The 13744-nt window shown below is 35.6% G+C and carries 14 protein-coding genes and 2 pseudogenes; 13 read left to right on the top strand and 3 right to left on the bottom strand.

What is annotated here, in order from left to right:
• Nucleotides 1-301 precede the first annotated feature (301 nt).
• The 6 genes and pseudogenes from B4W83_RS11745 (at nucleotide 302) to B4W83_RS11720 (ending at nucleotide 2722) form a co-directional block, all read left to right on the top strand.
• Nucleotides 302-496 carry a helix-turn-helix transcriptional regulator gene (locus tag B4W83_RS11745; protein ID WP_001082471.1) on the top strand — a complete coding sequence of 65 codons (195 nt, stop codon included), beginning with the start codon at nucleotides 302-304 and terminating at the stop codon, nucleotides 494-496.
• A gap of 15 nt (nucleotides 497-511) precedes the next feature.
• Nucleotides 512-1054: a DUF3278 domain-containing protein gene (locus B4W83_RS11740; RefSeq protein WP_000712341.1), complete on the top strand. Its 543-nt coding sequence runs from the start codon at nucleotides 512-514 to the stop codon at nucleotides 1052-1054.
• Nucleotides 1055-1064: 10 nt separating this feature from the next.
• Complete coding sequence (locus B4W83_RS11735) at nucleotides 1065-1307, top strand: hypothetical protein (RefSeq protein ID WP_000712156.1); 243 nt, start codon at nucleotides 1065-1067, stop codon at nucleotides 1305-1307.
• Between the two features lie 10 nt (nucleotides 1308-1317).
• On the top strand, nucleotides 1318-1644 hold the full coding sequence (locus B4W83_RS11730) for a hypothetical protein (protein WP_000839388.1): 327 nt from the start codon (nucleotides 1318-1320) through the stop codon (nucleotides 1642-1644).
• A gap of 26 nt (nucleotides 1645-1670) precedes the next feature.
• Nucleotides 1671-2249 (top strand): annotated as a pseudogene (locus B4W83_RS11725) (DUF3278 domain-containing protein).
• Nucleotides 2246-2722, top strand: coding sequence for a glutathione peroxidase (locus tag B4W83_RS11720; protein ID WP_000203041.1), 477 nt, complete (start codon nucleotides 2246-2248; stop codon nucleotides 2720-2722). The pseudogene B4W83_RS11725 and the gene B4W83_RS11720 overlap by 4 nt, the downstream one beginning before the upstream one ends.
• Nucleotides 2723-2943: 221 nt before the next feature.
• On the opposite strand, the gene B4W83_RS11715 is transcribed toward B4W83_RS11720, so the two are convergent.
• Both B4W83_RS11715 and B4W83_RS13070 read right to left on the bottom strand, forming a co-directional pair.
• Entirely contained in the window at nucleotides 2944-5157 is a 2214-nt protein-coding gene (locus B4W83_RS11715) for a glycoside hydrolase family 31 protein (RefSeq protein WP_000688705.1), read from the bottom strand.
• A gap of 400 nt (nucleotides 5158-5557) precedes the next feature.
• Entirely contained in the window at nucleotides 5558-5734 is a 177-nt protein-coding gene (locus B4W83_RS13070) for a hypothetical protein (RefSeq protein ID WP_000050747.1), read from the bottom strand.
• Nucleotides 5735-6138: 404 nt separating this feature from the next.
• Here B4W83_RS13070 and B4W83_RS11700 point away from each other — a divergent pair, with 404 nt between their 5' ends.
• Nucleotides 6139-7347, top strand: a complete 1209-nt coding sequence (locus tag B4W83_RS11700; protein WP_001106636.1) for an ATP-binding protein — start codon at nucleotides 6139-6141, stop codon at nucleotides 7345-7347.
• A gap of 431 nt (nucleotides 7348-7778) precedes the next feature.
• Here B4W83_RS11700 and B4W83_RS11695 read toward each other — a convergent pair whose 3' ends face one another.
• A complete protein-coding gene (locus B4W83_RS11695; protein WP_023939185.1) occupies nucleotides 7779-8642 on the bottom strand; it encodes a helix-turn-helix domain-containing protein in 864 nt (287 codons plus the stop codon).
• Nucleotides 8643-8822: 180 nt separating this feature from the next.
• On the opposite strand from B4W83_RS11695, the gene B4W83_RS13755 reads away from it, so the two are divergent.
• From B4W83_RS13755 to B4W83_RS13855, 6 genes and pseudogenes are all read left to right on the top strand, one after another.
• Nucleotides 8823-8993, top strand: a complete 171-nt coding sequence (locus B4W83_RS13755; protein WP_001227862.1) for a PhrA family quorum-sensing system peptide — start codon at nucleotides 8823-8825, stop codon at nucleotides 8991-8993.
• 164 nt (nucleotides 8994-9157) lie between these two features.
• Nucleotides 9158-9451, top strand: coding sequence for a hypothetical protein (locus tag B4W83_RS11685; protein ID WP_000748217.1), 294 nt, complete (start codon nucleotides 9158-9160; stop codon nucleotides 9449-9451).
• A gap of 6 nt (nucleotides 9452-9457) precedes the next feature.
• Entirely contained in the window at nucleotides 9458-11659 is a 2202-nt protein-coding gene (locus tag B4W83_RS11680; protein WP_000221426.1) for an ABC transporter permease, read from the top strand.
• Between the two features lie 4 nt (nucleotides 11660-11663).
• The gene (locus B4W83_RS11675; RefSeq protein ID WP_000087002.1) at nucleotides 11664-12305 is read left to right on the top strand and encodes an ATP-binding cassette domain-containing protein; all 642 of its coding nucleotides are present in this window, start codon (nucleotides 11664-11666) and stop codon (nucleotides 12303-12305) included.
• A gap of 128 nt (nucleotides 12306-12433) precedes the next feature.
• Entirely contained in the window at nucleotides 12434-12730 is a 297-nt protein-coding gene (locus B4W83_RS13860) for a hypothetical protein (protein ID WP_007284909.1), read from the top strand.
• Between the two features lie 140 nt (nucleotides 12731-12870).
• Nucleotides 12871-13680 (top strand): annotated as a pseudogene (locus tag B4W83_RS13855) (hypothetical protein); the annotation flags it as partial.
• Nucleotides 13681-13744 lie beyond the last annotated feature (64 nt).

The raw sequence follows: 13744 nt of genomic DNA, 5'->3' as shown, positions 1-13744 counted from the left end.
TCTCTATTTGATTTCCCTTCCTTTTTCCATCGTTCGATTAAGCGACGGCTATCGATTGTCAAATGTTTGGCTTTTGTAGTATAATGGTTTTGCATTTCTGTGCCTTTCTTGTGTTTGTGATTGAACAACAAGTATAACTCAGAGGTGTTTTCTTATGCCTAGAAGAGCTTTCATTTTAATGTGATAATCGGACAAGGAGACTACTATTTCTTCAAAAATATGTCAAAAATACTTGACACTTTATATTTAAAAGAATATAATATAGTCAAATATATACGACATAAATCAGAAAGGAGACCAGATGAATCGTGTGAAAGAATTTCGCAAGGAACTGGGCATTTCCCAGCTAGAACTAGCCAAGGATATCGGTGTCTCGAGACAGACCATCAATATGATTGAAAACGACAAGTACAATCCAACCTTGGAACTCTGTCTCAATCTCGCCCGCAGCCTCCAAACTGACCTCAACAGTCTCTTTTGGGAGGATAATTTTTAAAAAAGGAGCAAACTTATGAAAAAAGAAACCTTCACGGAAAAACTGATCAAACGCATTTATGGCATTTCAGGACCACTTGATGAACACAAACGACGCGAGGCTGATCGTATTGGCAATCAAGTCTTTATCATCCTCTTTTATCTGATGACATTTGGAAATCTCATCCCCTTTGTCCTCGCTTATAAATACCCACAAATTGTCGCTATCGGCTATCCTCTTGTGGTATTCGGCATTTCGATGATTTCTGCTCTCTATGTGCTCTCCCAAACCAAAAAAACAGGGATTACAGCTATTGATCCAGATATGCTGAGCGAGAAAGAAAGCAATCAACTACACTACCCTGGTATGAAAGCAGGTCTACTCTATGGATTAATGAGTTTTTTTTCAACCCCTCTTCTCCATATACTGCTAGGTGAGAGTCAGGACTATCTTCAGTCTCTTCTCACTTTTAAAAATATTTTTTCAAGTATTCTCCAATCTTTCTTCTTCGGAGTGATTATACAAATTATCATCTCCCGTCGCATTGCAAAAGCCAAGAAAAATCAGGATAATGATTAGGAGGAAACTCATGAAAAAAGAACAGAAACAGTTACGTTATCCTGGTCTGAAAGCAGGTTCGATTTATGGAACAGTGATATTTTTTATAATTCCACTCATTGATACCCTAACAAGTGAAAATCCAAATTTTATCAGTTCTCTTCTAAATACAAAACATATTTTTAAAACTATACTGGGAGCTTTCTTTTTCGGAGTGATGATACATATTGTCGACTCACTTCGTATTGCAAGAGCTAAAAAAGACCAGGATTAGGAGGTGCCTTATGAAATCACTAGTAACTTTACTTACCTATCATCTTTTGTTCAGTTCCCTGCTCATCTTCATCATCGTTTCAGGGAACTTGCCAATCAGCGAGATATTCCTCGGGCTAGTCTTTATTCCAGCACTTAACAAAGGGCTAACTTATCTAAAGATTGACTCCCAAAAAACACGCATACTCAACTTAGCACTGTACTTTATGATTCTATCTTTACCACAACTGATGCTCATCTCAAGCGGTTGGAAATATTATTTACTGCTGACTATCGCTAGCCTTTCTTCTATCACTTATCTTTATTATCTCTATCAATTCGTAAAAGAAAGTCAGTAAAACCACTCATCTAGGAGATTACTAACATGAAAAAAGAAGACTTCACCACTCGCCTACTTCGAAATCTCTTTCATATCCAAGGCCCTTTTGATGAATGCCGGCAAGAGATTATCTACAAGGCTTGCGCCCGTTCCATGATCCAAATCTTTTACTCTTCCTTCATTCTCTTCCTATTCTATATTTTGTTCGGAAGCTTTATAGAAATTGTTCGAAATGTTATACCCTACATCTATTTTGGACTCATTTTTTTCATTACTTTAAAAACTCAAAGAGTCGTCAAAGAACTCCAGCTGGAAAAAGATGACAAGTCAGAAATTATCCTCAAAACCTACAGCAAAGGCCAAATCAAATTCCGAAGCTGGATTGTGTTTATCGGTATTCAGATTGGCCTCTTTACCCTACTCATCTTTCATAAAGTCTTCGTTTAGCAGATGTCCTTTTCAGATTTTGGGAAGTTGCTCGTGCAATTCGATAAAAGTGTTCCTTTCCTAATGTATGGCCTGATTATCGGTAGCATTTTTGGAACCCTGACCTACGGATTTCTATCACTACAGGAGGAGAAAACTCCTAAAAATACCAAACAGAAGGAGAAAAGCAAGCAATGACTTCACTATACGATTTTTCAGTCTTGAACCAAGACAAGCAAGAAACTCCACTAGAGACCTATCGTGGTAAGGTTCTCTTGGTTGTCAACACTGCTACTGGATGTGGTTTAACGCCCCAGTACCAAGGACTTCAAGAACTCTATGAACGCTATCAAGATCAGGGCTTCGAAATATTGGATTTCCCTTGCAATCAGTTTATGGGACAAGCACCCGGCAGCGCAGAGGAAATCAACGCCTTCTGTAGCCTACATTTTCAAACCACCTTCCCACGTTTTGCCAAGATTAAGGTCAACGGCAAAGAAGCAGATCCCCTCTATGTTTGGTTGAAAGACCAGAAATCTGGCCCACTAGGAAAACGAATCGAATGGAATTTCGCTAAATTTCTCATCGGTCGTGATGGGCAGATCGTTGAACGCTTCTCTTCAAAAACAAACCCAAAACAAATTGAAGAGGCGATACAAAAATTACTATAATTCACAATCTCACTATGATTAGGTTTCTTTTAGCCTGATGAATAGTGAGATTTTTTGATTGGCTTTGACTTAAATAGAAAAACACCCCATGATATGAAACATGAAGTGTTGTAAAGTCTATGTTGTAGGTGCTTATTTCACATTTTCAATGTGACCAATGATGACAAATGCCATACCGAAGCTTCATATACACTAAACAAATGACTTTCTAATTATTTCAATTAGTTTTGGCTAGTAAATATCATTTCCAACAAACGCCCTCTCAATTCCTCGTCCTGACGATGCAAGATATTCATTAAGTCATGAGAATTTTTGGCATTGATGAATTGATTTAACAATCTATCTTTTAATTCATATGGAAGAGAAGCCGTCTTTAGTAGTCTAAAAACTTCGTCATTTAGGGATGTCCTTTTATTATCTTTCCATTCAAATCTAGCTGTATCATTCTTATTTGGCAATTCAATGATAGACACATTCGTTCCTTTAAAATGAATTCTATGTTTTCTATTGTTTGGAACGATACTAGAATCTCCATGTAATGTTAACTCTACCATCCCCATTTCCCAGTCGATTGATAATCTTGTTTTATATCTTTGACCATTTTGATCTTCAATCATTTCAAAAGAATGTTGTTTGCCTGGGAATACATACCAATCTACAACTTCAGGTAAATCAACACCCATACCTATCTCAGAACCAACCAAGGGAATGATGGCACCACTTTTTGCAAACACAGACATAGTCGAAATGTCTCTATAAACACTTAACTTCACACCACCTGTGTATTTTTTCTCTGAAAAGAAGTCATACCATTCACCTTCAGGGAACCATACATCCACTTTTGCAGATTGGAATGCCAAATCCATCTTTTCTACAATGGGAGCCACCATCAGTTCTGTTCCAAAAAAGTATTGATTTGGAACATTATAACTCTCATCATTCTCTGGGTAGAAATAATAGATTGGACTGATTAATGGGGCACCTTCCTCGTGTGTCTTTACATTCATAGTGTATAGATAGGGAATCATCTGATGTCTCAAACGAAGGTATTTCTTCATAATCTTAGATGTTGTTTCTGAAAAAAACCAAGGTTCTTTACTATTGAAGGGACTTCTAGAACTATGTAATCGAGTAATCGGACTAAAAACGCCAAACTGTAGCCATCTGGTTTGTAGCTCTTCGTCATAATCCCCCAGCATGTGCCCACCGATATCATGGCTCCACCAACTATAACCGATATTAGATGCTGTCGCTGTAAAATAAGGTTGAAATCTTAAGGAATTCCAACTAATAATGGTATCTCCTGAAAAACCAACAGGGTAGCGATGACTACCAGGACCTGCATATCTTGATAAAATCAAACCACCTTCTGCATTTTTACAACTATCCTGATAGTGATAATGGTTTAAAAGCCACAGTGGATCCAACATGCCTTGTGTCCCTTGTTGCCAGTCAATCCACCAAAAATCTACTCCCTGCTTTTCTAGCTCATAATGAACATCTTTAAAGTAGGCTTCTCTAAAAGAGGGATTAAAAAAATCAAAAATAGCAGGTTCCTCTAGTTCTACATTTAACCCCAATCGTTTTGCGACTTGAGGATAAGCTTCTTCATAAGCCCGTATACCATCAGCAGGATGGACATTTAAGGAGAGTTTTAACTTTCTATCATGAAGTTGTTGCAGTAACTGTTCTGGATTAGGTATTAAGTTTTTATTCCAACTATATCCTGTCCAGCCACTTCCAAAACGGGCTGGAATTTCAGTTATGTGCCAATCCATATCTAAAACACCGATAGATAATGGAATTTTCTCTGTTTCAAATCTGTCTATTAAATCCAAGTATTCATCCGACGTATAAGGCCAATACCTACTCCACCAATTGCCTAAAGCGTATCTTGGCAACAAGGGTGTTGAACCAGTCAAATGGTAAAAGTCTCTGATTGCTCCTCTATAATCATGCCCATAAGCAAAGAAATACAAGTCAATTTGATTTTCTCTCTCAATATAACCAGACTGTTCATCCCAAATAAATCCTTTAGAATCATCCAATAAGGCTATACCATTTCTGCTAATAATTCCATCTTCTAACGAGATTGCTCCATCTGCCTCATCCAGAGTCCGAGCTGTTCCTTTTAACGTTTCAATAGATTCACCAAAATACCAGCGACTACCATATACGGCAAAATTTCCTTTTAATTCTATAAATAAATTTTCGGCGTTAAATTCTCCTTTATTAAAGTGCAGATGAAAATAGTCCGTCATAATATCTAGTACGTTTGATGTCTCGATATAATCTAACGAAACTTGACCAAAATCTCTATTATAGATAAGTTGTGTCGTTCTATCCTCAAAACTTCCAGCTTGAGAGTATTCTAACCTTACTAACTTGTCTGTTAATACAGAGATTCGATAAAACTCTCCCTTAAAAATTTTCAATTTGTTGTCCTCCTTTTATGGTAGCATAAAAACAGAACGCACCATTTTTGATGCGTTTTTCATTATTCTGAATGCAATGTTCTATCTGTTATATCTATGACAAATAATAGTCAATTGAAAAAATGTAGTGGACAAAATATCTTTTAACAAACCAAGAGTTTATTAAAGAGTTATCACTTTTCAACTTTTCTAAGCTTATGCAGTTGTGAAACAAACTACTTTTAAACTATTAACTAAGATAGGATTGATAAATAATTTCAAACTCTTACTAGCAATCATACGATATTCAAGCTCGCGTGCTTTTTTCCTTCCTGCTTATTTCTTAGAACTGAAGAACCCGGATCGGTATATAAATTATCCGGATCAACATAGTCATAAGACTCATAACAGTTGCGCTTCATTAAGTCATCCCCAGAGCAAGAGCTTCATCTCGTAATTTTTCAACATCACTAACCGTAGGTCGCCATCCTTCAATCATATTTGTACTTAAAGCATACCAAACACTCTTAAAAACGGATCGGTTTTCAAAAGCTATTCCCATGATTGCCATCTTTTCTTTATCTATATCTAAGGACATATGCTACCTCCTTTAGATACATTATACCATGTTTCTCTGTAGCTTTTAAAAATTTTATTTTGTTTGTCATATCTAAGTTTTCAGCACGCTTATCCTATTTATCCGAGAATAATTAAATATCTATCTCATAAACTAGCAGTAGTTGTTAGTAATAGACCATATACCCAACAATTTGTTCTGCCATGAGTTTTTCATTTCACTAATTTCTTAAATGCTTCTAAATGACTTGTTAACACAAATGATTCAACATCAACAAGTACAATTTCTTTTTCTATCTTGAAGATATTTAAATAGTTCCAGATGTTATTTCTAAACAATTAGAAATAATCAAACAAATTAAATATTATTTCTAAATATTTGAAAATAATTACTGTTTGTATTATACTATCTTTGAGGTATCTATTATGAACTATATTAAAAGACCACATTATTTAGACTTTCTAAGAAGACATCGTGACCGACAAATCATCAAAGTTGTTAGTGGAGTTAGACGAGCTGGTAAATCTGTTCTCTTTCAACTCTATAAAGAAGAGTTACTAGCAACTGGGGTAGACGAGGATCAGATTATATCCATCAATTTCGAAGATTTGAGTTACTATGATCTGCGACATTTTCAAACATTATTCGCTTATATAAAAGAGCAGTTAGTTGGGGAGAAAACATACTATATCTTTTTAGATGAAATTCAACATGTTGAAAAATTTGAACTAGTTGCAGATAGCCTATTCATCCTACCAAATGTTGACCTCTATTTGACTGGATCAAACGCCTACTTTATGAGCAGCCAATTAGCAACAAACTTAACTGGTCGGTATGTTGAGATAGAGGTTCTTCCTTTGTCATTTGAAGAATATCTATCAGGTCAATCTCTCACAGAAAATCTGAATACAACAGAAATTTTTAACAATTATCTCTTTAGTGCTTTCCCTTACTTATTACAAACATCATCTTACGCTGAAAAAATTGACTATCTCAGAGGAATATATAACTCCATACTGTTAAATGATATTGTCACTAGATTGGGAAATCCAAATCCTACTATTATTGAGCGCATTGTCCGAACCCTTCTCAGTAGTACAGGTAGCTTAATATCAACAAATAAGATTCGTAATACCCTGGTCAGCCAAAACGTTTCAATCTCCCATAATACTTTGGAAAATTATTTGACGACTTTGACAGATAGTTTGCTTTTTTATTCCGTTCCACGTTTTGATGTAAAAGGCAGAGCATTATTACAACGCTTAGAAAAATACTATCCCGTTGATTTAGGTTTACGACATCTCTTATTGCCAGACCACAAAGAAGATATTGGTCATATTTTGGAAAATATTGTCTATTTGGAATTGAGACGTAGATATTCACAAGTATATGTTGGTAATTTAGATAAATATGACGTTGATTTTGTTGTTGTAACTGATCTTGGTCACTACGCTTATTATCAAGTCAGTGAAACAACACTTGCTCCAGAAACACTAGACAGAGAACTTAGACCACTAGAAGCCATTAAAGATCAATTCCCCAAATATCTATTAACAATGGATACGATTCAGCCAACAGCAAATTACAATGGTATTGAGAAGAAAAATATCATAGATTGGTTACTAGAAAAATAGATAAATATAAATCATTCAGCTGACTAGATTTGCAACAGTCTGTTATCAATGATTCTACCCAAATCCTAACAAGATATAAGGAATTTAGAACATATTATCTAATACAGACACTTGAAGGATAAAATGAAATCTTTAACTTCTGGAAGAACTATTATTACTCAAAATGATGAATCTCCATAGAATTAATGAAACTATAAATCAAACGGAACTATAATGAAAAAGAGACTAAGCAATCAGGATTTAAAATCCTAAAAACGCATACTATCAGGTGTTGAATGAACTGCACCCGCATAGCGGGTGGTTTTTTTGTCTCGCACCTAACGGAGCGAGACGAACTAATAGTCACATAATCATAAGGCTGATAGTATTCATTTCACTATCAGCCTTACAGGTTATTTAACGTTTCAGAAAAACTATAATGTCAAGATTAACTAAACAGTATCTAATTCCTTCAAATAATTTTCTATCTTCATCAACATTAAAGGATTGTTATAAATCTTACATAACTCTCTTGCTTCTATATAATAATTTTTGACTTGTTCTTTGTCTAGAAATTTGGCTCCAGCATTTCCTACAAGAATAAGTAGAGGAGCCAGTTGGTAGCTTGTCTGTCTTTGTTTACAGAGTTCAATCGTCTCAAGAGCTTCTTGGATGGCTTCGTTATATTTTTCCTTTGACACTAGGTAGTGAGCGTAGTTGTAACGAACTCTGATGTAGCCAAATAAAAACTCTTGATGCTCAAAATTTTTTGTCTGATATAACTCCATCAAATGAGAGTAGTTTGCCTCATATTCTTGTTCACGACCCTCTAAGGAATAGAAATTAGATAGAGTATTCAACGCCTTTAAATAAATCAGAGTATTTGAGGAGACTTTTAATAATATATTTTCCAATGAAGAAATTGCCTCACACTTACTGTCATATTGATAGAAGTCAATAATAGCTTTAATCCATTCAAGGTAAGTTCGGTCTTCTAGTGTTAGAAAAGTACTTCGTTCAATCTCTATTCTATAAATATATTCCAAATTGTCATAATTTCTGTCATCTAATAGTCGAGCAGATAATTGCTTGAAATTAGAGAGGTTAGATTTAATTTCAATTTGTTCATTAAAAAAATAATCTAATGGCACTTCGAGTCGTTGGGAGAGTTTGAACAAAAGGTCTGCGGAGGGAATGAAATGCCCTCTCTCAATTTTACTAATCTGGCTTTGTTCACAAATTCCTTCTGCAAGAGTTTGTTGGGAGAGTCTCAACTCTTTTCTTTTCAATCTGAATTTCTCTGCGAGTGTATTCATTAAAGATAATAAACCTTCCTATTTGCTTAATTTCATTATAAAGTTTTTAGTTCAAAATAGCAAGTTAAAGGAATAAATAATTCTTTATGGTAATAAACAAAAAAAAAGTTAAAAATTACATAAAAATACTTGACTAAATAAAATATATCTGTTAGAATAAAAAGAAAGGGGTTTCATTGCATGAGAAAAAAACGTGGAATTAAAAAATTAGTTACATTTGCATTGCTAGGTGTTTTTATGTTTAGTAATACAATTCCTTACCAACAGTTTATTCAGAAGAATAAACAATTGGAGATTCGAGTGCAATCGCAAAAGAAGTCCAATGGTCTTGATGTTGGGAAGGCTGATTAGTTGATTAAATGATGAAAATACTATTAACTATATAGTATTTCTGTTTTATCTAATTTTTAATTAGAAAGAAGGGATTCCGATGTACTAGGGTATGATTTGTTGATATTTCTAAATGCAGTCATTGTTATTGTTAGATTTTAAGTGAAAGAAATGAGGGCTTTACGATGAAGAAAAGCATAAAAAAAATAATTACAACATCTTTACTTGCACTGACTTTAGCTGGTGCAGGTGGTTCGATTGTTTCAGCTGCAACAGTTTGGTATAAAGGTACTGCAGTTTATTGGGATTATGGTCGTACTGCTGGCCTTTGGAGCTATTCAAATGTTCAGTCTAGTGTTTACGAACACTCAGCAACTGCTAACGGGGCATTCTCAGGCTGGCAATCACCTGGAGTAGAAGCACGTGTTTCTAAATTCATCGGAACTGCTACAGCTGAATGTTACTGGAATTGTAGGTAAGTACCTATGACATACAAAAACATGTTATTAGGTAAAATGAAATACTTAATCCTGTTTTTGATTGCCATCCAGAGTGTCTTACTTGCTCTGGTGGCAATTTTTTTAGCAGGTTTACAGTATCAACAGTCATGGCAGAGTTATAATCATCATTCCGAAACTGTAACAGTTTATCTTCAGAAGTTAACAGAAGAGCAATCACAAGATGTATTTAATTATTTTTTAGAACAGAGTGACTTGTCCATATGGACAAAACGTTCTGAAAGTAGTGATACAGGAGAAGGTCTAAATAGGATTTATATAGACATCCTTGGCAGCTCTGCTGGTTTTTCAGATTTTGAAAGTACGGGTAAAATAGTAGTCTCACAACAACAATTTGCAGATTTATTATCTCATAGTGATAATAGTATGACTATTGGACTTGACAAAGGCTCAAATAATATGCTTTACGAGCTTCCAGATTTATTATTTAGCACACCTGTAGTCATTGAACGATTAGATTATACTTTTCAAAACACTAATACGATCAATGGGATATACCATATCAATGGTCTCCACGATGCTGTCTCAAGAGATAACTTTCTGTTGCATCTTTCAAAGATGTCAGGTATTTCTGTTGAGGATTTGACAAAAGAAAGTTTTGGAAGTAGTACTGATCAGGGAATTTGGGGAATAATACTTGCTATCAGCATCTTAGTAAATGCCTTCATTTTACTGATTCTATTCTTAATCTGTGTTCTTCAATCCTTTAAACATTTCGGAACATTGATTCTTTTAGGATGGGATAGAAAAGAATTATGGTCTGCTTTTTTCAAAAATTCTCTACTATTTTCAATCTACATTATTCCAATTATCTCTTTATGTAGTTGGTTGTTGTCAGGCTGGTCTAGTTTTGGTTTATCATCGTTTATTCTAGTTTTTGCTGGAGTCAGCCTCTCAGTCTTGTTGCTACTATTGATATTCATTATTCCAACGATTATTGTTTATTCGGTTTCTCCATTAGCCGCAATTCATAAACGATTACCAATGAAGCCTTTAATGGTAACCTGCTTGTTATTCTATACCTTGGTAGCTGGTTTGTTAATCGCAGTCAGTTACTCTTTAGATGCTCCAACGAATCAGTTTATTGATAATATGAAAGTATCTAGGGAGTGGAAAAATGTTGAAGATATGTACGTTATCTCCAGCTTTGTTGAGGGAGATGATGTAGGTACATATGCAGGAACTACAAATTCCCTTGAGCGTAGTATGTATAACTTTTACCAGCGTATATCTGAGCTTCCAGGTGTCTATATTGCCCAAGGAAAATTTCTTAATCAGGAGTACCTTGATGCAGTCTATGGGACATACCAACATGTCCCTAAAAAACCATTTTGGTATTTGAAATTCTCCTATAATTACCTGCAAGAGTTAGGTATTCCCCTAAGTGATGAGGAGTTGCTAGAGATGAGGAATGGTACTCGACTTTATCTTCTACCTAACACGCTCAATACAGAAGAACTTGAGGCGATGAAGGCTTATTTACAGGAAAGTGTCACTGTAAAACCGGGAGATTTACAAACTAATTTCACAGAAAATCCGAAATTTATGTTCAAGGTTTACCAACCGTCTCGACCAATATTTACTTGGTCAGATTCCATTTCTTATGGTACAACTAGTGAGAATCCAGTTATTTTTGTCTCAACACCAGAGAATCTATATTTCATGGAGTCGGCAAACTTAGTTGTCAGCGGCTATAATGGTCTTTTGAAGATTCGTGATAGGGAAACAATGGAACAGGTAGTGTCCGTTTTAGAAACAGAATTTCCAGATTTAACGGATAATCGGTTGAGTTTTACAACTGTCAAGAACTTTATCAATGGTCTTCAAAAAGATCTGAGTTATACATTTTATCTTTTCGGCACGATTATAGCGATTATCATCATTACGATGATGGCTATTTTCTGGAGTTTTGTCTTAATGTACCGCTTGTTATTTGAAGAAAAATTGTATGTCCAATACTTTATGGGATTCTCACCATGGAAAAGATATATTGGTGTGGTTTCTCTCATTATTAGTTTTTCTGTGATGGAACTAATCGTTTCTATCTTGGTGGGTTCTAAGTTGGGAATAGTCATGACACTAGCTACATTTGCTTTTCAGATAATGCTTCTTTACTTCAGTTTGTTCCGTAAAGAAGGAGAGAGTATCATACAATCATTTAAGGAGTAATCTCATGTCTAGAATTTCAGTACAAAATGTATCAAAACAATTTGGTTCAAGAGAAATTTTCAAAGACTTAAGCTTTGATATTGAGGAAAATGAATTTGTAGCTTTAGTAGGACCTTCTGGTTCTGGAAAATCGACTATCCTCAATATGATTGGACTATTGGATACTGTTGACAGTGGTAAAATCCTAATCAACGGAAAAGTTTTGCCTAAGGTAAATTCGCAATCAGCAGTTCATTATCGAAGGAATGTCATCAACTATCTTTTTCAATCCAATGCACTCATTTCTACATCTAGTGTGAAAGATAACCTGATGCTTGCCATGACTTTTTCGAATTTCTCTAGACAGGAGAAAGAGCAGAGAATCAAGGAAACGCTAGAATTTGTTGGTCTACAAAATCGGTTAAATAGTAAAGTCAATGAATTATCGGGAGGTGAACAGCAGAGAATTGCGATTGTGAGAGCTATTTTAAAGCCCGGAGATATTGTCCTAGCAGATGAACCAACCGGATCGTTAGATCCTGAAATGTCTCAAAAAGCATTCGATTTGATTCGAACTTTGAGAGATCAATTTGGTAAAACAATTTTGATTGTTACGCATAACATGGAGCAAGCACGGCAATGTGATAGGATCATTTCACTGGAGTAGGTTCTTGTAAATTAACTCAAGCATTATTAGCACTTGATACGGTTACTTCTATCAATAGTTTAGTAAGCTTGTTAGTTTATAGAGGGCAGGGGTATTTCTGCCCTCTGTTTTAGAATAAGGAATGCACTATGAAAAAATTATTTATACTCATATCCAACCTGCTTGCTAGTTTGTTCTTTGTTTGGGTATTTACCATTTGGACTGATACATATGTCTCCCGTTACTACCCCAACGTTGTTGTACGTGATTCTTCCCCTGAAACAACTTTTCAGCATATTGCTACACGCTTGGAAAAACTAGCAGAAGAAACGGATAGCTTTATTGCGATTCAACACCAAGATCCTAACTCAGAAGGTACTACAGTTTTTTCTTATACGACCTTTGGGGACGGAAAGTTGCCTGATGGGCTTCAGGAAAAAAACTAGAAGATGCTCAAAGTAGTAGTGTTGAAACAAACTATTTTGTATTCGGTGGACACCTAGATATTCACTTGCTAAGGGAGGAGCTAAGTCAACTTGGCTTGACTAACATGCACCTGACAATTCCATCTAAACTATCTACGTTAATGGCTATCTTTAGTAACGGATTTCAGTTAATCAGTCTATTGATTTTCATCTTAACCTTTGTAGCACTGACTTTAATTAGTCAAATTAGCCAATTACGGTCGTCGGGCATTCGCCTCATTTCAGGAGAGAAACGGTGGTCCATTTTCCTTAGACCAGTTGGTGAGGATTTGAAAGGGATAGCTGTTGGTTTCAGTTTAGCTGGCTTGCTCGCCATTCTTATGCAAAAAATTCTGTCGCTTCCAACGCAATCCCTAATGACCATAGGAGAAGGCTTGCTCAGTTATAATCTCATCTTGTTGTCGATCTCCCTGTTTTTCGCTCAACTCTTCGCAGTTGGGATAAAAAAGATACACCTGATGCAGATTATAAAAGGGCAAGTGCCTGTCAGAGGAATCATTAGTTTGATTTTAATCGGTCAACTATTAGCGATTATTATTGTAACGCTGGGAATAGGGAGTAGCTTAAAGTATTCCCAAGCCTGGCAACAGCATCGGATTGGACAAGAGGCTTGGAGCCAGGAAAGGCAACTGATTACCCTATCAATCAGCCGTGAAGGAACGAGTCCTGGTTTTGATGAACAAGCTCAAAGGAAACTCAGAACTTGGTATCAATTGATGGATCTGGCTGTTTCAGAACAAAAGGCTTTCTTATCTAGACACCAGTTAATTGACCGTACTTTGCAAAATGGCATGGCTTCCTCCAAAAACTTTATAACCTCTACAGAATGGCACGATTACAACCCGAATGGCAATGTCCTTATCGTCACACCGCAATACTTGGAGCGTCAAAACATTCCTGTAGATACAACGTAACCGCCCAATAACGAAGTATATTGAAAAATCTCCAGACTAGGGAACTCACGGATAGTTCCTA

This window comes from Streptococcus pseudopneumoniae ATCC BAA-960 = CCUG 49455, from assembly GCF_002087075.1.
GTDB classification, from domain to species: domain Bacteria; phylum Bacillota; class Bacilli; order Lactobacillales; family Streptococcaceae; genus Streptococcus; species Streptococcus pseudopneumoniae.
The sequence above is the reverse complement of the archived record's forward strand: the minus strand, read 5'-3'. Positions and strand labels throughout refer to the sequence as shown.